The 24,251-nt window shown below is 66.1% G+C and carries 20 protein-coding genes; 12 read left to right on the plus strand and 8 right to left on the minus strand.

The annotated features are described in order from the left end of the window. Nucleotides 1-287 precede the first annotated feature (287 nt). Nucleotides 288-3,722, plus strand: a complete 3,435-nt coding sequence (locus XH79_RS23750) for a hypothetical protein (protein WP_271583139.1) — start codon at nt 288-290, stop codon at nt 3,720-3,722. Nucleotides 3,723-3,762: 40 nt separating this feature from the next. On the opposite strand, the gene XH79_RS23755 is transcribed toward XH79_RS23750, so the two are convergent. After that, the gene (locus tag XH79_RS23755; RefSeq protein WP_271583140.1) at nt 3,763-5,064 is read right to left on the minus strand and encodes an LssY C-terminal domain-containing protein; all 1,302 of its coding nucleotides are present in this window, start codon (nt 5,062-5,064) and stop codon (nt 3,763-3,765) included. Between the two features lie 230 nt (nt 5,065-5,294). On the opposite strand from XH79_RS23755, the gene XH79_RS23760 reads away from it, so the two are divergent. The 3 genes from XH79_RS23760 (at nt 5,295) to XH79_RS23770 (ending at nt 7,590) form a co-directional block, all read left to right on the plus strand. After that, nucleotides 5,295-5,633 (plus strand): hypothetical protein, encoded by a 339-nt coding sequence (locus XH79_RS23760; protein WP_271583141.1) that lies wholly within the window; start codon nt 5,295-5,297, stop codon nt 5,631-5,633. 272 nt (nt 5,634-5,905) lie between these two features. Then, nucleotides 5,906-6,823, plus strand: a complete 918-nt coding sequence (locus XH79_RS23765) for a sulfite exporter TauE/SafE family protein (RefSeq protein ID WP_212340908.1) — start codon at nt 5,906-5,908, stop codon at nt 6,821-6,823. Then, on the plus strand, nt 6,823-7,590 hold the full coding sequence (locus tag XH79_RS23770) for a TIGR02186 family protein (protein ID WP_271583142.1): 768 nt from the start codon (nt 6,823-6,825) through the stop codon (nt 7,588-7,590). The genes XH79_RS23765 and XH79_RS23770 overlap by 1 nt, the downstream gene beginning before the upstream one ends. Before the next feature lie 176 nt (nt 7,591-7,766). Here the strand turns inward: XH79_RS23770 and XH79_RS23775 are convergent, their stop codons facing one another. Beyond that, entirely contained in the window at nt 7,767-8,678 is a 912-nt protein-coding gene (locus tag XH79_RS23775) for a DMT family transporter (RefSeq protein WP_271583143.1), read from the minus strand. 96 nt (nt 8,679-8,774) lie between these two features. On the opposite strand from XH79_RS23775, the gene XH79_RS23780 reads away from it, so the two are divergent. Next, entirely contained in the window at nt 8,775-9,638 is an 864-nt protein-coding gene (locus XH79_RS23780) for a LysR family transcriptional regulator (protein WP_271583144.1), read from the plus strand. A gap of 135 nt (nt 9,639-9,773) precedes the next feature. Here XH79_RS23780 and pdeM read toward each other — a convergent pair whose 3' ends face one another. The 4 genes from pdeM to XH79_RS23800 all read right to left on the minus strand — a co-directional run bounded on the left by pdeM (nt 9,774) and on the right by XH79_RS23800 (nt 15,510). Beyond that, nucleotides 9,774-10,445, minus strand: coding sequence for a ligase-associated DNA damage response endonuclease PdeM (gene pdeM, locus XH79_RS23785; protein WP_271583145.1), 672 nt, complete (start codon nt 10,443-10,445; stop codon nt 9,774-9,776). A 53-nt stretch (nt 10,446-10,498) separates the two neighbouring features. Beyond that, nucleotides 10,499-13,063 carry a ligase-associated DNA damage response DEXH box helicase gene (locus XH79_RS23790; protein WP_271583146.1) on the minus strand — a complete coding sequence of 855 codons (2,565 nt, stop codon included), beginning with the start codon at nt 13,061-13,063 and terminating at the stop codon, nt 10,499-10,501. A 175-nt stretch (nt 13,064-13,238) separates the two neighbouring features. Further along, complete coding sequence (locus XH79_RS23795) at nt 13,239-14,468, minus strand: ABC transporter substrate-binding protein (RefSeq protein WP_271583147.1); 1,230 nt, start codon at nt 14,466-14,468, stop codon at nt 13,239-13,241. A 115-nt stretch (nt 14,469-14,583) separates the two neighbouring features. Beyond that, nucleotides 14,584-15,510: a class I SAM-dependent DNA methyltransferase gene (locus tag XH79_RS23800; RefSeq protein WP_271583148.1), complete on the minus strand. Its 927-nt coding sequence runs from the start codon at nt 15,508-15,510 to the stop codon at nt 14,584-14,586. A 136-nt stretch (nt 15,511-15,646) separates the two neighbouring features. On the opposite strand from XH79_RS23800, the gene XH79_RS23805 reads away from it, so the two are divergent. The 5 genes from XH79_RS23805 (at nt 15,647) to XH79_RS23825 (ending at nt 20,853) form a co-directional block, all read left to right on the plus strand. Beyond that, nucleotides 15,647-16,684: a ligase-associated DNA damage response exonuclease gene (locus tag XH79_RS23805; protein WP_271583161.1), complete on the plus strand. Its 1,038-nt coding sequence runs from the start codon at nt 15,647-15,649 to the stop codon at nt 16,682-16,684. Beyond that, nucleotides 16,681-18,342 carry an ATP-dependent DNA ligase gene (locus XH79_RS23810; protein ID WP_271583149.1) on the plus strand — a complete coding sequence of 554 codons (1,662 nt, stop codon included), beginning with the start codon at nt 16,681-16,683 and terminating at the stop codon, nt 18,340-18,342. Before XH79_RS23805 ends, XH79_RS23810 begins: the two co-directional genes overlap by 4 nt. A gap of 120 nt (nt 18,343-18,462) precedes the next feature. Beyond that, nucleotides 18,463-18,768 carry a DUF6460 domain-containing protein gene (locus XH79_RS23815; protein ID WP_018644944.1) on the plus strand — a complete coding sequence of 102 codons (306 nt, stop codon included), beginning with the start codon at nt 18,463-18,465 and terminating at the stop codon, nt 18,766-18,768. 21 nt (nt 18,769-18,789) lie between these two features. Further along, nucleotides 18,790-19,524, plus strand: a complete 735-nt coding sequence (locus XH79_RS23820) for an MBL fold metallo-hydrolase (protein WP_271583150.1) — start codon at nt 18,790-18,792, stop codon at nt 19,522-19,524. A gap of 3 nt (nt 19,525-19,527) precedes the next feature. Further along, a complete protein-coding gene (locus tag XH79_RS23825) occupies nt 19,528-20,853 on the plus strand; it encodes an MATE family efflux transporter (RefSeq protein WP_271583151.1) in 1,326 nt (441 codons plus the stop codon). 135 nt (nt 20,854-20,988) lie between these two features. On the opposite strand, the gene XH79_RS23830 is transcribed toward XH79_RS23825, so the two are convergent. Continuing rightward, nucleotides 20,989-22,086, minus strand: coding sequence for a quinone-dependent dihydroorotate dehydrogenase (locus tag XH79_RS23830; protein WP_271583152.1), 1,098 nt, complete (start codon nt 22,084-22,086; stop codon nt 20,989-20,991). After that, the gene (locus tag XH79_RS23835) at nt 22,083-22,427 is read right to left on the minus strand and encodes a DUF952 domain-containing protein (protein WP_212340894.1); all 345 of its coding nucleotides are present in this window, start codon (nt 22,425-22,427) and stop codon (nt 22,083-22,085) included. Before XH79_RS23835 ends, XH79_RS23830 begins: the two co-directional genes overlap by 4 nt. A gap of 306 nt (nt 22,428-22,733) precedes the next feature. Here XH79_RS23835 and XH79_RS23840 point away from each other — a divergent pair, with 306 nt between their 5' ends. Beyond that, nucleotides 22,734-23,387: a S24 family peptidase gene (locus XH79_RS23840; protein ID WP_271583153.1), complete on the plus strand. Its 654-nt coding sequence runs from the start codon at nt 22,734-22,736 to the stop codon at nt 23,385-23,387. Nucleotides 23,388-23,477: 90 nt separating this feature from the next. Then, on the plus strand, nt 23,478-24,230 hold the full coding sequence (locus XH79_RS23845) for a carbonic anhydrase (RefSeq protein ID WP_271583154.1): 753 nt from the start codon (nt 23,478-23,480) through the stop codon (nt 24,228-24,230). Nucleotides 24,231-24,251 lie beyond the last annotated feature (21 nt).

Genomic DNA, 24,251 nt, shown 5'->3' on the forward strand with positions numbered 1-24,251 from the left:
CGGATGGAGCGCAGCGTAATCCGGGGTCTTCGCCCCCGAGCACCGCTGGCCCCGGATTGCGCTGCGCTCCATCCGGGCTACGCACCTTCGCGCATGGCCCCCAAGGTTCCCCTCGCCCAACTTTAAGACACCCGCGCCGCGTTCCTTAACCCGTTATTTACCGTAACAGGAAAAAGTCGGTTTTCGAGGCAGACGACCCGCGCCAAATTCGATTGTCTTTGCAACCGGCACGCGTGGGGAGGCTGGAGGCGCCGGGTGGGGCGCCGGAGTCGGAACCGGACAGAGTCATGAATTCGCGCGTATCGTGGAGTGTTGACGGCATCGATCCATCCGTGAGGGAGCGGGCCGAAGCTGCTGCGCGTCGTGCGGGGATGTCGCTCAACGATTGGCTCAATTCCACGCTCGGCGAAACTGCCCCGCCAAACTTTCGCGGACCTTACGATCAGCGTCAGGATCAACGTCCGCAACACATGCCGAGCCAGGAGAGCCGCGAAGTCGCCGACATCCACCAGCGGCTCGACGCGATCACCCAGCAGATCGAACGGATTTCAAAGCCCGCGCCGCGCCAGGACTCTTCTCGTGAAAGAGACGTCTCGCGCGAGCAAGGCGTCGCGCGCCAGCTCAACGACGCGATCTCGCGGCTCGACGCGCGCCTGTCGCAAATCTCCCGCCCTCAGCCGCAGCAGCCTCAGGCGCCGCGGCCAGCCCCCGCGCCGTCACCGGTTGAGGCGCGCCAGCGCCAGGCCGATGCAGTCGAGCGCGCGGCAGCTCAAGTCTATCGCAGCTCACCACCCCTGAGCCCCGCCTCGTTCGACGTCGCGGTCGCCGAGATCACCGCGCGCCAGAGCGAGCTAGACGGCTTTGCGCCCAGGCAGCTGCCGCCACGCTCAGCGCCGTCGATTGCACCCGCAGCACCTTACGCACCACCCATGGCGCCGCCCGCGCCGGCCTATGCTCCGCCGCCATCGCAGCCGGATTTCTCGGCGCTCGAGCGCCATCTGCTCAAGATCACGAGCCAGATCGAAGCGCTGCAGCGGCCCGACAATACCGAGCAGGCCATCAATGCCTTCCGCAGCGAGCTTGCGGAGATCCGCACCGCCATCACCGAGGCGATGCCGCGGCGCGCAATCGAATCGATCGAGAACGAAATCCGCTCGCTGCATCGGCGCATCGACGAGACCCGCTCCAACGGCACCGACGGCCAGGTCCTGTCAGGCATCGAGCGCGCGCTGTCCGACATCAAGCAGGTGCTGCGCACGCTGACGCCGGCCGAGCAGCTCACCGGCTATGACGAGGCGATCCGCAATCTCGGCGCCAAGCTCGACCTGATCCTGCGCGCCAATGACGATCCCTCGACGGTGCGCCAGCTCGAAGGCGCGATCGCCGCGCTGCGCGGCATCGTCTCCAACGTCGCCTCCAACGAGGCGCTGGGCCGGCTGTCCGAGGACGTCCAGCTGCTGTCGTCCAAGGTCGACCAGATCACCCGCGCCTCCGGCCACGGCGACAGCTTTGCGGTGCTGGAGCAGCGCATCGCCGCGCTCACCGCCGCGCTCGAAACCCGCGAACGGCCGCAGCCGTCCGAGAGCACCGAGCATCTGGAAGCCGCGATCCGCGCGCTGTCGGACCGCTTCGACCGCATGCAGGTCGGCAACGATTCCGCCTCGACCTTCGCGCATCTCGAACAGCGCGTTTCGTATCTGCTGGAGCGGATCGAGGCTGCCGCCGATCCGCGCAACGGCAATTTGAGCCGCGTCGAGGACGGGCTGCACGACATCCTCAGGCACCTGGAACGCCAGCAGGCGACCTATTCGGCGCTCGCCGAGAGCCGCAGCTCCGCGCCGCCGGTCGATTCGGGCGTGGTCGATCTCGTCAAGCGCGAGCTCTCCGACATCCGCTTCAGCCAGGCCGAGACCAACCGCAGCACCCAGGACTCGCTCGACGCCGTGCACAGCGCACTCGGCCATGTCGTCGATCGCCTCTCCATGATCGAGGGCGATCTGCGCGCGGTGCGCAGCGCGCCGCCGGCCCCTGCGCCGCAGCCGATGCCAATGGCCGCGCCGATGGAGGCCGCGCCGGTGGCGCGCGACCCGCGGCCGCAAGCGCAGCCGCCGAAATACGATCCGAAGCCCGAGCTGCCGAACCCGGCCGCCATGCAGCAGCAGCCGCCGCACTCCGCCTTCGTCGCTGCGCCGCGCGAATTCCATGCCGCCGCCCCGGCTGCGCCGCCGCCGGTGCCGCAGGCGCCGCAAGCCGCACCGCCCTTGCCGCCGCGTGCGATCAGCGAGATCCTGGAGCCGCATACGGCGCCCCCGCGCGCTGCGATCGCGCCGGAGCTGCCGCCGGATCATCCGCTCGAGCCGGGTACAAGGCCGGGCGGGCGCGTCGCCACGCCGTCGGAGCGCATTGCCGCCTCCGAGAGCGCGATCAGCGAAATTCCCGCAGCTCCAAAGGAGCCGGTATCGTCGTCGAGCTTCATCGCGGCCGCGCGCCGCGCGGCGCAAGCTGCCGCCGCACAGCCGCCCGAGAAGCCGGCCCGTGGCGCCAAAGCCGCGATCGCCCGCGCCAAGGAGAAGGGCCAGGAAGGTGGCTCGACCATCACCTCGAAGATCCGCTCGCTGCTGGTCGGCGCGAGCGTGGTCGTGATCGTGCTCGGCACCTTCAAGATGGCGATGAACCTGCTCGAGGGCAGCAGCGCGCCGCCCGCACCGCAGGCGATGCAGAACATTCCGAGCGAGCCGGCACCGCAGGCTGCGCCACCGCCGGTCGAGATCAAGCCGGCCGCGCCCGAGCAGATCACGCCGTCGATGACCTCGCCGACGCCGATCGGACGGCAATCGCAGAACAATACCGCGCCGGTGCCCGCGCCCAATTCCGGCAGCTCGGCCTCGGTTGAAATCCCGCAGGCGCCGGCCGCGGCAGTGCCGCCGCCTGCTGCGAGCAGCGACATCACCGGCGCGCTGTCGGGCACCAGCCGTGCGCGGCTCGGCCTCATCCAGGTGCCGCCGAGCGAGAAGCTGCCTGATGGCATCGGCGGCCCGGCCCTGCGCACCGCTGCGATGAAGGGCGATGCGACCGCGGCCTACGAGATCGGCTTGCGCTTTGCGGAAGGCAAGGGCGTTGCCACCAATTACGACGAAGCGGCGAAGTGGTACGACCGCGCGGCGCAGGCCGGCGTGGTGCCCGCGACCTTCCGCCTCGGCACGCTCTATGAAAAGGGCCTCGGGGTGAAGAAGGACGCCGACATCGCGCGCCGCTACTACACCCAGGCCGCCGAGCGCGGCAACGCCAAGGCGATGCACAATCTCGCCGTGCTCGATGCCGACGGCGGCGGACGCGGCGCCAACTACAAGAGCGCGGCGCAGTGGTTCCGGAAAGCTGCCGATCGCGGCGTCGCCGACAGCCAGTTCAACCTCGGCATCCTCTATGCCCGCGGAATCGGCGTCGAGCAGAACCTCGCCGAGTCCTACAAATGGTTCAGCCTCGCGGCCGCCCAGGGCGATGCTGATGCGGCCGGCAAGCGTGACGATGTGGCGAAGCGGCTCGACCCGCAATCGCTCGCCGCCGCCAAGCTCGCGATCCAGACTTTCAGCGCCGAGCCGCAGCCCGACGACGCCGTCAATGTTGCAACCCCGAATGGCGGCTGGGACAGCGCGCCGCAGGCGAATGCGAAGCCCGCGCCGAAGCCGGTCGCCGCCAAGCGCTCGGCCTCCGCTGCGCACTGAAGCGCGATGCGATAGCGCCCCGCGAACAGGGGCCCTCGCACTACGGCGGCGTTTCCCAGGCAAGCCTGTCGATCTTGTCGAACGGCGTTATTTGATTCGACAGGAATATGACCGCGCGCAATCCATCGGTGTAATAGGGGTCGCCTGTCAGATTTGCACGCGGCGCGGATGGTGGTGCGGCTCCGACGCCATTGACGTAACCGAATCGCTCGATGAATCCGGACATGATGAGATCCTGAAGAAAATAGGCCCGATCGAAATCGACGTCGGGCGCAATCTTGTGCGTGGTCAAATTCCATGCCTGATCGGTCAGGCGGACACCAATATCCCGGCTCACATGACCGACCCACACCCTTCGATTATCGAAGGTGTACGGCGTCAGCCAAAATCGGGCGTGAATGCGCTCATTGATGGTGGACCGGGCTTTCTGAACGACGACGTCTTCCCTGCGGCCGAACACGTAAAGCGGGCTCACGGGCGACGTCTGATACGGATCTCGAAGCAGGAAGGCGCGCGCGGTCTCGATCGCGCTTGCAAAATCGAGCTGTCTGGCAAGGTGCCATCTGCGGGCAATAAGAGGGACGATGGGGTCTTGCTTGCTTTCGATGATGACGAGATTGAGCGGATCGCCATCACGTTTCCCCTCAGGCCCTTTGGTACAGCAGTCGAAGTTTGCAAATCTCTCCCGCAATGACGAAAGATCGAGTTCCTCGATCTTCGTGCCGGGATAGAGTTTCTCGGCCCGAATATTGGTGCCGACGAACGGCGGCCCTGGAACCAACAGCGCAAGGTCGAAGCTCTCCACGCGGCCCTTCCCGACGATCATGATGTGCGCATATTTGATGCCGGCATCCAGAACCCCGTAGACGAAGCCTGTCGTCTTGCTGTGCGGCGCAAGGTCGCTCGGCATCTGGCGCTTGAGAAAGAATTCGTCACGGGCGCGGTTGGCGAACCATGACAGAGCGCCGTGGAATCTGTAGGAGACCTCATAGGCGGAATAATAATCGGGATCCATGGTGACCGGGAGAAGCGCCAATGCCTCATCGGTCTCGTTCTCGATCGACAGCCAGACGGGTTGAATGTTGTAGCCGGCCAGATTTTCACCAAAGCTCCTTTCGCTCTCATCCGCTCCGAGTGCGCTCGCACTCACCTTGATTCCCGGTACGGACTTCTGCTGGGCGCGGTTGATGAAACTTGCGTCTCCGCTCGGATCCGGTGAAAACCGAAATGAGTTGACGACCGCTATCAGCGTCAGCGCGAGAGCCAGAAACGCGACACTCAGGATCTTGTGCGCCCTGATCGTTTTGATGGGGTTGAGAAGAGCGACGCCATTCTCGTTCATCTTGTCACCCGGCGTTTTCGTCAGGACGATGCGGATCAGGCTGCGTTCACGTCCCTCTACCTCGGCTATCGTCCCGGGCTGACGATGCTCGGCTGTTGATCTGCATCAACGCTTCGGACCCCTTTCGATGGCGGCAATCGCCAGTTCGGGTGCCACAATGGAGCACAACGATGGGCGTTCTCAACTGGTCGCGCAGGCAAGACGATCGTTGTCCAAACCGGAGAACCAACATGAAGACGGCCGCGCTGGTCGTCCTCTGGCTGGGAATGCCCGGTACGTCCACCGCGGCCCTCGCCGCTTCGTGCTCGTCTTACTACATTTCGGAAATCACTCTCGTATCGGCGGCCGACACCGAGGCCGGTCGAGTGCAGACGTTTGTTGGATTTGGAATGTCGAAGGAAGAGGCCGAGAAGAACGCCCTGGGGTCGTGCTCGCACATCCAGCAAGACCTCCAAACATGCCTGGACTCGGATCGCATGCTGGGTCGTAATGACGCTTCGGACACGGCTAAGAGCTCGCTTCATCTGAAGTACACAAAGGCGGTCCAGCGCATCACTGGCTGCGATTAGCGCGACCTTCGCCGCCCGCATCGCTGTTCAGGCGTGTATGGAGGCACGCCGTTCGCGCGAGCCGTAACCGGGCTGGGCTATTTCCAGGCAAGAGAAGCCGCAGATGCAGTGCCTTGAATTCGGCTCAGGGCACAGGTTTGTTGCGAAAAACGCCGCGCCGTGTTCAATTCGTTGTCCCGCGGCGCGGCGTTTTCGGCTATGTGAGGAACGCGGCAATCGCTCGTCCTGCGCGAGCATTCCGCAGTCTTCGATCGTCCGCCGGACCAGGCTCGATGCAGCTCTACCTCCCGATCGCCGATCTTCCGGTCAACGTCTTCCTGGTGCTGGCGATGGGCGCGGCGGTCGGCTTCGTCTCCGGCATGTTCGGGATCGGCGGCGGATTCCTGATGACGCCGCTCCTGATCTTCATCGGCATCACGCCGGCGGTCGCGGTCGCTTCCGTGGCGAGCCACATCGCGGCGTCCTCGTTTTCAGGCGCCCTCTCCTACTGGCGGCGGCGCGCGATCGATCCGGCGCTGGCGAGCGTTCTGTTATGCGGCGGCGTGACCGGCACGGCGCTCGGCGTGTGGACCTTCACGCAGCTTCGCGCGCTCGGCCAGCTCGACCTGATGATCGCGCTTTCTTATGTGGTGCTGCTCACCACCGTCGGCAGCCTGATGTTCTCCGAGGGCCTGCGCGCGCTGATGCGGACGCGGCGCGGCGCGGTGCCGCCGCGGCGCACGCACAACTGGATCCACGGCCTGCCGCTGAAGATGCGCTTCAAGCGCTCGAAGATCTACCTCTCGGTGATTCCTATCGTGATCGTCGGCATCGTGATCGGCTTCATCGGCGCCATCATGGGCATCGGCGGCGGCTTCATCCTGGTGCCGATCATGATCTATGTCCTGCGGGTGCCGACCTCGACGGTGATCGGGACCTCGATGGTCCTCACCCTCGTCACCATGCTGGTCGCGACCATGCTGCACGCCGTGACCAATCACCTGGTCGATGCCGTGCTGGCGCTGATCCTGATGGTCGGCGGCGTCACCGGCGCGCAGTTCGGCGCTCGCGCCGGCCAGAAGATCCGCGGCGAGCAGCTGCGGCTGCTGCTGGGCCTCTTGATCCTCTCGGTCGGCGTCCGTTTCGCGATCGAGCTGGTGATCCGGCCCGAAGATCTCTTCACCATCCGCGAGCTGGGAGTGAGCACCTGATGCGCACGCTGCTCGCCCTCCTTGTCGTCCTGCTGCTCGGCTCGGTCGCGCGCGCCGAGCGGCTGATCGTGTCGGTCTCCAACCATCGCGTCACGGTGACGCCGAATTATTCCGGCGAGGAGCTGGTGCTGTTCGGCTCGGTGGAGAAGGACGCGACGACGCCCGCCGACCGCACCGCCTACGATCTCGTGGTCACCGTGATGGGCCCGCGCGCCGACATGGTGACGCGGCGGAAGGAACGCACGTTCGGCATCTGGATCAACACCGACTACCGGCAGTTCCTGCAGGTGCCGAGCTATCTGGCGCTGTTCGCCAACCGCCCGTTCGACGCCATCACCTCGCCCGAGATCGCGCGGCGGCAGCAGATCGGACTCAACAACGTGCGGCTGACCCAGCGGGTCAGCGGCGACTATGCCGACGTGGTGCCGAACGACGCGTTCCGCTCGGCCTTCATCCGCCTGCGCACCCAGCGCGGGCTCTATCGCGAAGATCCGAGCGCGGTGACGTTCCTGACGCCGACGCTGTTCCGCACCGGCATTCCGCTGCCCGCGGAGGTGCCGATCGGCACCTATGAGGTCGAGATCAAGCTGTTCGCGAACGGCGCACTGGTCACCAAGACCGAGACCGCCTTCGAGATCGTCAAGGTCGGCTTCGAGCAGTTCGTCGCGACCACCGCGCGGCAGAACGGCCTGATCTACGGGCTCGCCACGGTGGCGATGGCGCTGATGACGGGGTGGATGGCGTCGATTGTGTTCAGGAAGGATTGAGCCACGCGTTCATTCTGGGGCGCGTCACTCTCTCCGCTCGTCATCGCCCGGCTTGACCGGGCGATCCAGCATTCCAGAGGCCTTCGTCGGAGAGCTCGCTCTCACCACAACCGCCGCGGCGTACTGGATGCCCCGGTCAAGCCGGGGCAATGACAGTCGAGATTGTGGCAGCCTGCTTACGACGCCCCCTTCGCCGGCCGTGTCACCAGATAAATGCCGAGCGCGACCGGAATGATGCCGAGCAAATCGCGGGCCTCGACATACTCGCCGAGCACGAGATACGCGAACAGCATGCCGAGCGGCGGCATCAGGAAGTGATAGGCGCTGGCGGCGGTGGCGCCGCAGACTTTCAAGAGATGAAACCAGAGCCAGTAGGCGAGGATCGAGCCGCCGAGCACGAGGAAGGCGAAGGCGCCGATCAGGCTCGGCGTATAGTCGATCGCGTGGACATCGGCGAAGGTCAGCGCGACCGGCGTCAGCACGATGCCCGCGGCTAAATTCTGCACGCCATTGCCGATCCACAGGCTTCCCTTCGGCGCGAGCAGCTTGAACAGGATGGTGCCGGCGACGATCGAGGCAAGCGAGGCCAGCGTGAAGACGATACCGTGCAGGTGATCAGTGCCGACCGACAGGCGATGCCAGACGATCGCCGTCACGCCGATGATGCCAAGCAACAGCCCGCTCGCCTTGCGCCACGTCATGCCTTCACCAAGCAGCAGCGTGGCGAGCGCGGCCGTGAACACCGGATTGGCCGAGACGATCAGGCCGCCGAGGCCGGCGGAGACGGATTGCAGGCCGGTGTAGCCGAGCCCGAGATAGAGCGCGTTGTTGGCGATTCCGAGCACCGCGAAGACCGCGACATCGCGCCAGGACAGTGACCAAGCCTCACCGCGGATCAGCGTCGCGCCGAGGATCAGGATGCCGGCGAGCGAGAAGCGGGCGGCGAGCAGGATCAGCGGCGGGCAATGGGTGACGCCGATCTTGCCGGCGACGAAGGCATAGCTCCAGAGCAGGCAGAACAGGCCGATGGCGAGCGGCAGCGTGTTGAACCGGCTGCGGGGAACCGAAATCGAGGGGGCAAGCGACATGAGGCATTTCTCCTGACCTCGATCTAGGGACGCCGCTTGTCATTTGGAAATTAAATGATTAACTTCCTATCAGTGGATTTTCGAATGGAGGCGGCGATGCTCGATCTGGAGCTCCTGCGCAGCTTCGTCTCGGTGGTCGAGGCCGGCGGCTTCACCCGCGCCGGCGAGCGGGTCCACCGCACGCAATCGACCGTGAGCCAGCAGATCAAGCGGCTGGAGGAGGATGTCGGCCAGGTGCTGCTGCACCGCGACGGCAAGGATGTGCGCCCGACGGAGGCCGGCGAGCGCCTATTGTCCTATGCGCGGCGGCTGCTGTCGCTTGCGGAGGAGGCGCGCGACGTGCTGCGCCAGCCGGACGGCGCAGGCGCGATCCGGCTCGGCATCCCCGAGGATTTCGCGGCCTATCGGCTGGCGAAACTGCTGGGGACGTTCTCGCGCTCGCATCCTGGCCTGCGCCTCGACGTGCGCGCCGACCAGAGCAAGAACCTCGCCCGCGATCTCGAGCGCGGCGAGCTAGATCTCGCGCTCTACAAGCGCGCGGCCGGCGAGAAGGGCGCGATCGCGGTGTGGCCGGAGCGGGTGCACTGGGTCACCAGCAAGAGCCACCCGGTCGACGTCGACACCGCGTCGGTGCCGCTGATCGGCTTTCCCACCGGCTGCCTCTACCGCGCCGGCGCCATCCACGCGCTGGAGACCGCGGGCCGCGCCTGGCACATGGCCTATTCGTCGTCGAGCCTCGCCGGCATCCAGGCCGCCGTTGCCGCCGGCATGGGCTTGAGCATCCTGTCGGAGATGTCGATCCAGTCCGACCACCGCGTGCTGACCGCCAAGGACGGCTTCGCGCCGATCAACAAGACGGAAGTGGCGCTGATGGCCTCGCCGGATGCGAGCCCCGCGACGCTGCGGCTCGCGGATAGGCTCGCGGAGTTCTGCGAGAACGTGCAGGCGAAGGCGGCGTGAGCTGTTGCGATCGTACACCCGTTGCCACACGAAAGGTCTTGTAGGGTGGGCAAAGGCGCGAGGCGCCGTGCCCACGATCTCGAATGAGCAGAACGTGGGCACGCTACGCTTTGCCCACCCTACGAAGCCTGAGCGTTAGTAACACCGCGACGCGGCGATCGCGTGCACGCGGCGGTCGCCGAGCAGGTGGGCGACGAAGCCGTTCTTCGGAAAGATTTTTGCGAAGGCGGCGTCGCGGATGCTGAGGCCGCCGGCGTAGGCGCCGAAGGCGGGCATCACGGCGCGCATACCATCACTGGCGAAGCAGCGGCGCTCGAGCGAGCGGCCGCGCGCGGAGATTCGGGCCTTGGGATGCAAATGGCCGGCGATCTCGCCGGGCGCGCCGGTCGGCTCGTGGCGGAAGGTGATCGGGCCGATCGCGACTTCGTCGGCGATGGTACCGCCGAGATCGCGCGGCAGCATGGGATCGTGATTGCCCGAGATCCAGATCCAGTCGCGGCCGGTCTGGAGTGCGGCCACCGCATCGCGATCCTCAGCCGACAGGCGCTCATGCGCGGTGCGATCGTGAAAGCTGTCGCCGAGCGCGATGACCACGCGAGGATCATGGCGGGAGATGACAGCAGCGAGCCGGCCAAGTGTCGCGATGGTATCGTAAGGCGGCAGCAGCACGCCGCGGGTGGCGAAGCTCGAACCTTTCTCGAGATGCAGGTCGGAGACGACGAGCAGGCGCTGCTCTTCCCAGAACAGCGCGCCGGACAGATCGGCCGCGAAGGTCACATCGCTGATGATGACCCTGGAAACGCGCATGTCCTCGCCATCTCCTGAAACCAGCGCGCCTGCCGTCACGTCGAAACCTGCTGCTATCCCATCGCCTCTTTGACGAGCTCGCCGGCGGCTTCCGCCAAAAGCTCGTCTGCAGCTTCGCCATAAACTGACTCGCGGCCGATTTCCAGCATCACGGGCACCGCGAGCGGGGAGACATGGTCGAGTTCCCGGTGGGTGATGCGGCCCTGGATGCGCATCAGCATGTCCCCCAAGCGGCGCAGATCGAGCAGGCCGGTGGCGGCATCGGCGCGCGCGGCGCGGAGCAGGACGTGATCGGCCTGGTGCTTGCGCAGCACGTCGTAGACGAGGTCGGTCGAGAACAGCACCTGGCGGCGGCTCTTCTCCTCGCCGGTGTGGCGGCGCGCGATCAGGCCGGAGATGATGGCGCAGTTGCGGAAGGTGCGCTTCATCAGAGCGGATTCGGCAAGCCAGGCCTCTAAGTCGTCGCCGAGCATGTCGGGGTCGAACAGCGCGTTGAGATCGATCCGGCCGTCGCGGATCATGAAGGAGAGATCGCCGAGCCCCCAGATCGCCACCGCATATTCGTTGGCAACGAAGCCGAGCGGCCGCGCGCGGGCGCGCTCGAGGCGCCGCGTCAGCAGCATGCCGAGCGTCTGGTGCGCGAGACGCCCCTCGAAGGGATAGCAGACCAGATAATGCTTGTTGGCGCGCGGAAAGCTCTCGACCAGCAGCTCGCGCACCGCGGGCACGCGCGATACATCCTTCTGCAGCGACAGCCAATCGCGCACCTGCTCAGGCAAGCCTTTCCATGCGCGGCCGTCATCGAGCAGGCGACGCACGCGCTCGGCAAGATAGGTCGAGAGCGGGAACTTGCCGCCCATGTAGGACGGCACCTTCGGGTCCTTGTCATGCGCGCGCGAGACATAGACCTGGTCCTCGACCAGCGTCTCGTAGCGCACCACCTCGCCGCTGAACACGAACGTGTCGCCGGGGCTCAAGCCCTCGATGAAGCCTTCCTCGATCTCGCCCAGCAATCTGCCGCCGCGCGCGATCACCCCGGTCGATCCGGTACCGCCGCCGCGCGAACGCACCAGCCGCACCTTCAGCATGTCGTCCTCGACGATGGTGCCGACATTCAGCCGGTAGCTCTGCCGCACCTTTGGATTGGCGACGCGCCAGCGGCCCTCCTTGTCCTGCTTGATGCGGGCGAAGCGCTCATAGGTCTTCAGCGCGTAGCCGCCGGACGCCACGAAATCGACGACGTCGTCGAAATCCTGCCGCGAGATATCTGCGTAAGGCGCGGCGGTGCGGACCTCCTTGTAGAGCTCGTCGCTGAAGAACGGCTCGCCGCAGGCGCAGCCGAGCACGTGCTGGGCCAGCACGTCGAGCGCGCCCGTGCGCAAAGGCGGCGTGTCCTGCGCATTCTCGGCGATGGCGTCGATGGCGACGCGGCACTCCAGCACCTCGAAGCGGTTGGCGGGCACCAGCACCGCGCGCGAGGCTTCGTCGAGGCGGTGATTGGCGCGGCCGATGCGCTGCATCAGGCGCGAGGAGCCCTTGGGCGCGCCGATATTGACGACGAGATCGACATCGCCCCAGTCGACGCCGAGGTCGAGCGAGGAGGTGCAGACCACGCCACGCAGGCGTCCCGCCGACATCGCGTCCTCGACCTTGCGGCGCTGGGCGACGTCGAGCGAGCCGTGATGCAGCGCGATCGCAAGACCATCGTCGTTCATGCTCCAGAGATTCTGGAACAGCATCTCGGCCTGGCTGCGGGTGTTGACGAAGACCAGCGTGGTCTTGTTGGCCTTGATCAGCTCGTAAATCTCGGGGAGCGCGTGGCGTGCGCTGTGGCCGGCCCAGGGCAGCCGCTCGCGCGTATCCAGCATCTCGACCTCCGGCGGCGCGGCACCGCCGGCCACGACGATGTCCGCGGCGGCTTCCTTGCCATCGGGCTGCGGCACCAGGACGCGCGCGAGCTGCTCCGGCTCGGCCACCGTCGCCGACAGGCCGATCGCACGCATCTGCGGCGCGAGGCGCCACAATCGCGCGAGGCCGAGCGAGAGCAGATCGCCGCGCTTGGAGGTGACCAGCGCGTGCAGCTCGTCGAGCACGATGCGCTTGAGCGAGGAGAACAGGAACGGCGCGTCGTCGGAGGACAGCAGCAGCGCGAGCTGTTCGGGCGTGGTCAGCAGGACGTCGGGCGGGTAGCGCCGCTGCCGCTGGCGCCGCGACACCGGCGTGTCGCCGGTGCGAGTCTCGATCTTGATCGGCAGGCCCATCTCGGCAACGGGGCGCTCGAGGTTGCGCGCGATGTCGACGGCGAGCGCTTTCAGCGGAGAGATGTAGAGGGTGTGGAGGCCGGCGCTGCGCTGCACGGAACGGCCGGTGGAGATCACGGCCTTGGCGGAGGAGGTCGGCGCGGCGCTCAGTTCCACCAGCGTCGGCAGGAATCCTGCGAGCGTCTTGCCGGCGCCGGTCGGCGCGATCAGCAGTGCCGATCGATCCTCGCGCGCCTTCTCCAGCAGCGCCAGCTGATGCTCACGCGGCGCCCAGCCGCGGGACGCGAACCACGCATTGAAGCGGTCGGGCAGCAGCGTGGCCGGCTCGGCCGGGATTTTGAGGATGCGGGGCGGCACGGCATAAGAGGTAAGCCGTGGGGGTGGGTTCGTCGAGGGGGGTGGGAGCTACGACGAGCTCCCGTAGGGTGGGCAAAGGCGCATCGCGCCGTGCCCACCATCTCTCTCTGACCGGAAAAGGTGGTGGGCACGCTTCGCTTTGCCCACCCTACGGCACCTCGATTGCGGAGAGACCCTACTCCGACATCGGCTTGTCGGAGATGTCCCAGTCCTTGCCGGTGAAGGTGGAGATGAAGAGCGTCTTCATCGGCGTGTAGTCCTCGGGCGTGTAGCTGTAGGTGACGCCGTCGAGGAAGTATGGCGAGTGGAAGCCGGCGAGCGTCGAGGCCTGCTTCAAGACGTTGGCGCGGGTGAGGTCGTCGCCGCAGCGGCGCAGGATCTCGCCCATGGTGACGGCCTGGCCATAGCCGGCAAATGCGATGGTATTGTCGGGGTCGATCGCCGGCGTGTACTTCTTGCGCAGCTCCTCGAACGCCATCACGTCGGGGTCCTTCTCCCATTTCGGCAGGCCGACCTCCTTGTTGTAGCGGATGGCGACGATGCCGGCGGCGTTCTCCAGGCCCGCGGCATTGAGGATCGAGCGGCCCGTGGAGCCCGCGGACAGCAGCTGCAGCGGCTTCCAGCCGAGCTCGGCGACTTTCCGGATCGACTGCGACGACGCCTTGCCGGTCGAGATGTTGTAGAAGACGTCGGCGCCGGACTTGGAGAGATTGATGAGCTGGGAATCGACGGTCGGCTCGGTGAGATCGTAGGTCTGCTCCATGATCACCTGCGCGGTGCCGCCGGCGTCCGCCAGCACCTTCTTGAAGGGGCCGAGGAAGTCGCGGCCGAAATCGTCGTTCTGGTAGAGGATGCCGATCTTCGCATTCGGCTTCACGGCAACGACATGCCGCGCCAGGATGCGCGCCTCGGTCGGATAGAGCGGCAAGCCCGCCATCGTCCATTTGAACTCTTTCGGGTTGTTCCACTTCGACGCGCCGGTGTTGAGCAGGAGCTGCGGCACGCCCTTGGAGTTCAGGTATTTGTGCACGGCGGTCTGCGGCGCGGTGCCGAGCGAGCCGTACAGCGCGAGCACCTCTTCCTGCTCCACGAGGCGCCGCGTCGCCTCGACGCATTTCGGCGCGCTGTAGGCGTCGTCCATGGTCAGGAACTTGACCTTGCGTCCGTTGATGCCGCCCTTCTCGTTCAGCATCTGGAAATAGGCCTCGCCGACGCGCCCAAGCACGCCGTAGAGCGAGCCGGGGCCGGAATGCGGCACGGTCTGGCCGATCTTGATCTCGGTATCGCTGGCGCCGGCGTCGTATTTCTTCTCCGCGGCCCAGACGTAGGGCGCAGGCAATGTGGATGCTGCAATGGTGGCGAGCGCACCGGCGCTGAAATCGCGCCGCGATGGATTCTTTGTCATTATTTGTTTCTCCCTGATGCGCGCATTGTGCTGACATCGCAGCTCGGCTCGCAAGTGGGAAGTCGTCGCTTTGCGACGCAATGACGCTCAAATCAGCGTAAATTAGCGCCTAGACTCAAGTTTTCTCGGCGACGACGACGAGGCCGCGCACCGGCTCGTTGTTCTCGTTGCGCGGCGAGGCCGGCTCGAGTGTCAGCAGCTTGAGCCCCGCTTTCGCGATGGCGCCGCGCACATATTCCGCCGAGTGGGCATAGCGCAGACCTTCGCCGAGCAGGATACCGCTGCCGTCATGCATCTCCAGCGTGAAGGCGAGCACGCCGCCCGATACGAGCACGCGCTTCGCTTCGTTAAGCACCGGCGCGAGGTCGGAGAGATAGACGAAGGCGTCGGCCGCGACCACGAGGTTCGCGCATCCGTCACTCCTGGTGCGCAGGCCCTCGATCATGTCGGCGACCTCGAGCTCGGCATAGAGGTTCGTCGCGCGCGCTTCCTTGATCATGCCGGGCGACAGATCGATGCCGATGAAATGATCGACCTGCTTGGCGAAGGCGGCGGCCGCAAGGCCAGTGCCGCAGCCGAGATCGATGGTGCGCTTGAAGAAGGCCGGCTTCTTGGCGGCGACGCGCGCCGCCAGCACCGCCTTGAAGATCAGCGCGGGCGCGCGATAGCCGAGATCGTTGATCAGCGCGTGCTCGAAGCGCGGCGCGTACTGATCGAACAGCGCCTGCACATAAGCCTTCGGCATCTCCGCAACTTGCGCATCGCCGAGCCGCATCAGGTGCAGGCCGGCGCCGTGCCGGTCCTCAGGATCGGAGTCACGCGCCTTGCGAAAGGCCGCGATGGCCTTGTCGCGCTCGCCGAGCTGCTGACGGATCTCGCCGAGCGTGAACCAGGCCGAGGTGAAGTTCGGTGCGAGCTCGATCGCCTGCTCGATCAGGTCGGCGGCGGCGGGCAGGTCGCCCTTAAGCTGGAGGTCGCGTGCGAACTCGAAACGGCGGTCGGCCATGAGGTCGCCGGAGGTCAGGAACAGGCGGAGCGGCATTGAAGAACCAACACTCATCACTGCCGGGCCTGACCCGGCAATCCATCAAAAAAGGAACTCTTTAGGACGATGGATGCGCGGGTCAAGCCCGCGCATGACGGGTGAATATCGGAGCACCGCTGCCTATATGATGTCCATGCGTCCGCAAGACATCCTGCTGCCAGCTGCTGCCGGCCTGTGCTGCAAGCCCGGCGGTTTCCATATCGATCCCGTCCGCCCGGTGGAGCGCGCCGTGATCACCCACGGCCATTCCGACCATGCCCGCGCCGGCCATGGTGCCGTGCTGGCGACGCAGGAAACGCTCGATATGATGCGGCTGCGCTATGGCGAGAATTTTGCCGGCTCGACGCAAGTCATCCGCTATGGCGAGGAGATCCGGCTCGGCGACGTCCGCGTCAAGTTTCACCCCGCCGGCCATGTGCTGGGCTCGGCGCAGATCGCGGTGACAGCTAAGGATACCTGCATCGTCGCCTCCGGCGACTACAAGGACGCGCCCGATCCGACCTGCACGCCGTTCGAGCTGGTGCCCTGCGACGTCTTCATTACCGAGGCGACGTTCGGGCTGCCGGTGTTCCGGCATGGCGATGCGAGCGACGAGGTGAAAAAGCTGCTCGCCTCGGTCGCGCTGTTTCCGGAGCGCGCCCATCTCGTCGGCGCCTATTCGCTCGGCAAGGCGCAGCGCGTGATCGCGCTGCTGCGCCAAGCCGGCTATGACGCGCCGATCTATCTGCATGGCGCCATGGAGACGATCACCGAATACTACCAGAGCCGCGGCATCGACCTCGGCGAGCTCAGGCCGGTGAAGGGCGTGAAGAAGGCGGCGCTCGCCGGCACCATCACGCTGGCGCCGCCGTCGGCGACTTCCGATCTCTGGACCCGTCGTTTTCCCGATCCCGTCACGGCCTTCGCCTCGGGCTGGATGCGCGTGCGCGCCCGCGCGCGGCAGCGCGGCGTCGAGCTGCCGCTGGTGATCTCCGACCATGCCGATTGGGACGGCCTCACCGCAACCATCGCAGCGACCGGCGCCGGCGAGATCTGGGTCACGCACGGGCAGGAAGATGCGCTGGTGCATTGGTGCCGGAGCAAGGGCCTGAAAGCGCAGCCCCTCGATCTCGTCGGCTATGGCGACGAGGAGGAGAGCGAAACGCCGCTTCAAGACGAGGCCGAAGCATGAACCGCTTCGCCGAACTGCTCGACCGCCTCGCCTACGAGCCCGGCCGCAACAACAAGCTGCGGCTGATCACCGGCTATTTCCGCGAGGTCGGCGATCCCGACCGCGGCTATGCGCTGGCCGCGCTGACCGGCGCGCTCAGCTTCAAGCACGCCAAGCCGGCGCTGATCCGCGACCTCATCGCGGCGCGGACCGATGAGGTGCTGTTCGGGTTGAGCTACGACTATGTCGGCGACCTCTCGGAGACGGTGGCGCTGATGTGGCCGAGGGCCGAACTCGCCGCCCACAACAACCCGCCTCCCCCTACCCTCACCGAGGTCGTGACCACGTTGCGCACGCTCGGCAAGACGGAGCTGCCGAAGCAGCTCGAGCGCTGGCTCGACGAGCTCGACGAGACCGGCCGCTGGGCCCTCCTGAAGCTCGTCACTGGTGCGTTGCGAATCGGCATTTCCGCGCGCCTCGCCAAGACTGCGGCGGCGGCGCTCGGCGACAAGGATCCGCACGAGATCGAGCTGATCTGGCCGGGGCTCGCCCCGCCCTATCTCGACCTGTTCGCCTGGCTGGAGGGGCGCGCCGAAAAGCCGGTCAATCGCGATCCCGCGCCGTTCCGCCCGGTGATGCTGGCGCATGCGATCGAGGACAGCGATTTCGCCGCGCTCGATCCCGCCGACTACATCGCCGAATGGAAATGGGACGGCATCCGCGTGCAGGCGGTCGCTGGCCGGGACGACCGTGGGCACATCAGCGCGCGGCTCTATTCGCGCACCGGCGAGGACATCACGGGCAGCTTTCCCGATCTCGTGCCGTCGCTGCATCTGCCCGGCGCGATCGACGGTGAGCTCTTGATCCTGCGCGGAGGCCGCGTGCAGAGCTTCAACGTCCTGCAGCAGCGCCTCAACCGCAAGGTCGTCTCGCCAAAACTGATCAAGGAGTTTCCGATCCACCTTCGCGCCTACGATCTGCTCGGCGACGACGAGAATGACCTGCGCGAGCTGCCGTTCGCGGAGCGGCGCAAACGGCTGGAGACATTCGTCAGGAAGCTTAGCGATCCCCGCATCGACCTGTCGCCCACCGTGCCCTTCGCAAGCTGGGAGGCGCTGACCGCCGCGCGCGCCGATCCCGCTAGCGCCGGCGCCGGCGAGGACGCGGATGCCGTCGAAGGCGTGATGCTGAAGCGGCGCGATGCGCCCTATCTGCCGGGGCGGCCGAAAGGGCAATGGTGGAAGTGGAAGCGCGATCCGCACATCATCGACGCCGTGCTGATGTATGCGCAGCGCGGCCACGGCAAGCGCTCGTCCTATTACTCCGACTACACCTTCGGTGTCTGGACGGCAGGCGAAAGCGGCGACGAGCTGGTGCCGGTCGGCAAAGCCTATTTCGGCTTCACCGACGAGGAGCTCCTGCAGATCGACCGCTTCGTCCGCCGCAACACCACCGAAAAATTCGGTCCCGTGCGCCATGTCGTGCACGAGGGCGACAAGGGGCTGGTGCTGGAGGTCGCCTTCGAGGGCCTGCAGCGCTCGCCACGGCACAAATCCGGCATCGCCATGCGCTTTCCCCGCATCAGCCGGCTACGCTGGGACAAGCCGCCGCGCGAGGCCGACCGGCTGGAGACGCTGGAAAAGATGCTGAAGGCGGAGCCGGTGGAGATCGAGGCGTGAGGCATCGTCCCGGCGCTTGCCCGAATTAAACTCCGGTAACCCGATTGACGCCCCGTTGCGGGTTCCCCATGTGCCTCGCCGTGCCCTATAATGGGGTCGAATCCGCCCGAGGAGTTTGCGATGGTTCAAGACGTCAGAGATTTGCCGGCCGGCCGCAGCGACGGCCTGAACCGCTTTCTCGGCGGCTCGCCGCTGGCGGTCGCGTTTCGCCTGGTCCTGCTCTCGATCCTGGTCGGCGTCGTGCTCGCCGCGATCGGCTTTGACCCCTGGAACATCATCTACAGCATCCGCCTGTTGTTCCAGCGTCTCTGGGATCTCGGCTTCGATACCATCAACTGGCTGTGGCGCTACTTCCTGCTCGGCGCGGTGATCGTGATCCCGATCTGGCTGCTGTCGCGCGTGTTCGGCGCGCCGCGCGGCCGCTGACCTCAAGGAGTTGCGCAGCCGATGCAACTGCGTTTCGTCGGCTGCGGTGACGCCTTCGGTTCCGGCGGCAGGCTCAACACCTGCTTCCATGTCTCGGGGCGCGAAGCGAACTTTCTGATCGATTGCGGTGCGTCGGCCCTGCCGGCGCTGAAGCGATTGGAGATCGAGCGCAACGACATCGACCTGATCCTGATCACGCATTTCCACGGCGACCATTTTGCCGGCCTGCCCTTCTTCCTGCTCGACGCGCAATTCTCGCGGCGGACGCGGCCGCTGACGGTCGCGGGCCCGCAAGGCATCGAGACGCGGCTGACGCAGGTCATGGAGACGCTGTTCGAACATTCCTCGAAGACAAAACAGCGCTTCGAGCTCAACGTCGTCGAACTTGCGCCCGAGCAACGGCAATCCTTTGGCGCGGTGAATGTCACGCCCTACCCGGTCGTGCACGGCGAATCCGGCGGTCCCTTCCTCGCCTACCGCGTCGAGGCCGAGGGCCGTACGCTCGCCTACAGCGCCGATACCGAATGGACGGAGACGCTCATTCCCCTGGCGCATGGCGCGGACCTTTTCATCGCCGAAGCCTATATGTACGAGAAGGTGGTCAAGAACCATCTCAGCCTGAAGACCTTGGAACAGCACTTGCCAGCAATCGGCGCAAAACGTCTCGTCCTCACCCATATGAGCGACGACATGCTGTCGCGCCTGGACGACGTGCCGCACCTTGCCGCCGAAGACGGCATGGTGCTCGTGTTCTGAAAGATGCACGCACCCGTTCCCCTCAAGATCGGCTCCCGCCAGGTGTTCACCATTGCCGGTCCCGCGATGGTCGCGAACCTGACGACGCCGCTGATCGGCGTGGTCTCGACCACCGCGATCGGCCGGCTCGACGATGCGGCGCTGCTCGGCGGCGTCGCGATGGCCTCCGTCATCTTCGACTGCCTGTTCTGGCTGTTCGGCTTCCTGCGCATGAGCACGCTCGCCTTCACCGCGCAGGCGCTCGGCGCCGGCGAGACGCGCGAGCAGACGGTGATCCTGGTGCGCGGCTTCATCGTCGCCGGCCTGATCGGCGCGGCGCTGATCGCGCTGCAATTGCCGCTCGCCGCCGTGCTGTTCGACCTGATGGGCGGCAGCGCGGGCGTGACGCAGGCCGCAAAGACCTATTTCATGATCCGGATCTGGTCCTCGCCCTTCGCCTTCGCCAATTACGTCATTCTCGGCTGGCTGGTGGGACTGGCCCGTGCCAATCCGGCGCTGCTGCTGCAGGTCGTCATCAACCTCATCAACATGGCGGCGACGATCTTGCTGGTGCTGGTCTACGACACCGGCATCGCGGGCGCCGCGATCGCCGCGCTGCTGTCGGAGACGATTGGCTTCGTGCTCGGCGTGATCGTCTGCCGACGCTACGCCGCCGGCGGTTTTGCCGTGCCCCGCGCAACGCTGCTCGATCGCGCAAAGCTGATGCGGCTCTTGGCGGTCAACACCGACATCCTGATCCGTACCGCGGCGCTGATCGCCGTGTTCCTGTTCTTCACCGCCAAGGGCGCGCGGGCCGGCGACGTCACGCTGGCGGCGAACTCCGTGCTCAACAATTTCCTGCTGGTCAGCGCCTTCTTCCTCGACGGCCTTGCGAACGCGGCCCAGCAGCTCTGCGGCCGCACCTTTGGCGCGCGAGATGGCAAAGGTTTTTCGGATTCGACCCGGCTGGTGCTGCTGTGGGGGCTCGGCTTCGCGCTGGTCGTCGCGGTGCTGTTCGCGCTGTTCGGACCTGATATCATCAATTTCATGACGGCGAGCGAAGACGTCCGCCGCGCCGCGCGCGACTTCCTGCCGTTCATCGTGCTTGCGCCCATCCCCGGCGTGTTCGCGTTCGGCTTCGACGGCATCTATGTCGGCGCGACCTGGGCGCGCGAGATGCGCAACCTGATGCTAGTCTCGCTCGCGATCTTCTTCGGCGTCTGGCTGTCGCTGCAGTCGTTCGGCAATGCCGGACTGTGGTGCGCACTGATCGCGTTCTATGTCGCGCGTGGTGGTTTGCAGGGTATGAGGTATCCGGCGCTGTATCGGGCGACGTTTGCGAGGTCTTAGCTCTCGTGTCCCGGACGCGCTGCAGCGTGAAACGCTGCTGCGCAGAGCCGGGACCCAGAACGCGGCTAATGGGCCCCGGCTCTGCAGCGCACCACGCCGAAGCCGGCGCGCTGCGCTGCGTCCGGGGCACGAGACCTACATCCCCGGCCAGTCCTCCGCGGTCAGCGTCGCCGCATCGGAGCCCACGATTTCGGACAGCGAATCCCGGCCCGTGCGCAGCAGTGTCGAGGTGAGGTCGCGCTTGATCTCCTCGACGAGGCCGAGACCCTTGTAGACCAGCGACGAATAGAGCTGGATCAGGCTCGCGCCCGCGCGGATCTTGGTCAGCGCCGCGCCGCCGGAATCGACACCGCCGACGCCGACCAGGGGGAACGCGCCCTCGACGCGCACATAGGTCTCCGCGACCATCCGCGTCGAGAGGCGGAACAGCGGCCGGCCGGACAGGCCACCCTGCTCCTTCGCCCGCATCTCCTCGCGCAGCGTGCTCGGCCGCGCAATCGTCGTGTTCGACACGATCATGCCGTCGACCTTGCGCGAGCGCGCGACCTGCACGACGTCGTCGAGCTGGGCGAGGCTCAGATCAGGCGCGATCTTGAGCAGCACCGGGGTATCGCCGGCCTTCTGCCGCACACGCTCGCGCGCATCGATCACGCGCGCGAGGAGATCGTCGAGCAGCGCGCCTTCCTGCAAGTTACGCAGGCCCGGCGTGTTCGGCGAGGAGACGTTGACGGTGAAATAGCTCGCGACCGGCGCAAAGGTCTCGATCAGCTTGACATAGTCGGCGACACGGTCGGGCGAATCCTTGTTGGCGCCGACATTGACGCCGACGATGCCGCCGTGCTGCGCGCGTGCGGCGAGCCGGCGCAACGCGACTTCCGCGCCGTCATTGTTGAAGCCCATGCGGTTGATGACGGCTTCGTCGCGCTCGAGCCGGAACAGGCGCGGCCGTGGATTGCCGGCTTGCGGCTTCGGCGTCACCGAGCCGATCTCGACGAAGCCGAAACCGAGCCGCAGCAGCGCGTCCGGCACCTCGGCGCTCTTGTCGAAGCCCGCGGCCATGCCGATCGGATTGGGAAAGTTGAGGCCGAAGGCGCGCACCGCGAGCTTGGCATCGTCAGGACGCGGCTTGACCGGCGGCAGGAAACGCAGGCCCTGGATCGCGAGGCGATGTGCATCCTCCGGATCGAGCCAGCGCAGCACCGGCAGCGAGAAAGCGTCGAAAGCGCGGATCACGGGGCAAGCTCCGGCACGTCGTGACCGCCGTCCGAGCGCATGTTGAGGTTCATCACCGAAATCACCGCGCCGAGATCGAGCTCGCCGTAGAGGTGCGGAAACAGCTCGTCATTGCGCGAGCGCTCCCAGCGCAGCTCGCTGCCGAGCGCATCGCCGTCGACCTCGACGAGAAACAGCGCCCGCTGGCCGGCGAAGTGCTTCCGCAAGGTCTCGGGAACCTGGGCGGCCGTCGAGAAATGGATGAAGCCGTCGCGCGAATCGTCCGCGCTGCCCTGGTACACGCCCTGCCGTTCCGCCTCGCGCCAGGCCGATGCCGGACAGATTTTGTAGATCTTGACCACCGCTTACGCAGCCCTGTTTGCCCTTTGAGACAGCTCTTTGAGTCTCTTGGGTTTTTTCGTCTGTTGGGGTCCCTGAAACCCCGGCGCGACCGTAAAGGCCGCTCCTTCCGAACTCAAGACTTAGAGCCTATTCCGTCCCGATGAAATCGGAACGGCGCTCCAGATTCCTGTTTTGGCGCGTTTTCCTTGCCACGAACGGGTATACCGTTCGCTCGACAACCGCTTTCCCGCCACCCCTTGCGCAAAAAACGGAAAACCGGTTGATTTGAGGACAGTTTTCCTGAGTTGCGACGGGCTGGACCTTCCATGGTCAGACAGGCCAAAGCACAGAGGATGCTGACCCACGACCAGATCTGGGTCGCACTGGATCGGCTGGCGGCGCGTGCCGGCCTGTCGCCGTCCGGCCTTGCCAAGCGCGCCGGGCTCGACCCCACCACCTTCAACAGGTCCAAGCGCATCACCTCCGACGGCCGCGAGCGCTGGCCCTCGACCGAATCGATCGCGAAAGCGCTGGCGGCGACCGGCGACTCGATCGACACCTTCGCAAGGCTGGTCGACGACGAGGCAGGCGACGGCCGATCGGTGCCGCTGCTCGGCCTGGCGCTCGCCGGCGCGAGCGGCGCCTTCGACGAGTCCGGCCTGCCATCGGGCAAGGGCTGGACCGAAGTCGCGCTTCCTATCCCCGAGGACAGCCAGACGTTTGCGCTGGCGATCGCGGGCGACACGCTTGCGCCCACCTATCGTGACGGTGACGTCATCCTGGTGTCACCCGGCGCACCGATCCGCAAGGGCGACCGCGTCGTGGTGAAGACCAGAGCGGGCGAAGTGACGATCGCAACCCTGAAGCGCCGCACGGCAAAGGCGCTGGAATTGCAGCCGCTCGATGCCTCGCAGGGCGAGCGCGCGATGGCGACGGGTGAGGTCGCGTGGGTCGCAAGGATCGTGTGGGCGAGCCAGTAGATTCAACGCGCGATTGCCATTGCGACTCACTACCCCTCTCGCCTAGGTTGCGCGCGCATTGCCGATCGCATTGATCTGAGGGGGACTACGATGAATCGCCGTCACGCATTGAAAGCACTCGCGGGTCTTGCGCTGTGTCCGGTGTGCAAGCCGGCCTTCGCTGCGGAAGGCGTGCATTGGAGCTATGAAGGCGCCGGCGGTCCGGGCAAATGGGGCGATCTCGATGCTGCCAACAAGGCCTGCGCGGTCGGCCTGCAACAATCGCCTATCGACATCGAGACGACGATCAAGTCGCAATTGCCGACACTGAAGCTGAGCTGGGGCAAGAGCGCCGACACCATCGTCAACAACGGACACACGATCCAGCTCAATTTCGCCGAGGGCAGCACGCTCACGCTCGGCGACGTCAAATACAAGCTGCTCCAGGTGCACTTCCACCGGCCGAGCGAGCACATGATCGGCGGCAAGAATTTTCCGATGGAAGCGCATTTCGTCCATCGCAACGATGCCGGCGGGCTCGCCGTGGTCGGCGTGCTGATGGCGGAGGGCAGGCCGAACCCGACCTTTGCCAAGGTCATCAAGACCATGCCGACGGCGGAAGGGCCCGCGGTGAAAGCGGATGCGAGCATCGATCCGCTCGCCATGCTGCCGCCGAAGCTCAGCTATTACCGCTATTCCGGCTCGCTGACGACGCCGCCCTGCTCGGAAGTGGTCGAATGGCTGCTGCTGACCGACCCGATCCAGGTGTCGGCTACCGATATCGCCGCCTTCGCAAAGCTCTATCCGATGAACGCAAGGCCGGTGCAGAAGGACAACCGACGTTACGTGCTCAAGTCGATTTGAGGCGCGCAAGTATCCATCGAT

This window comes from Bradyrhizobium sp. CCBAU 45389 (genome assembly GCF_028128625.1).
In the GTDB taxonomy this organism is placed as follows: Bacteria; Pseudomonadota; Alphaproteobacteria; order Rhizobiales; family Xanthobacteraceae; genus Bradyrhizobium; species Bradyrhizobium liaoningense_B.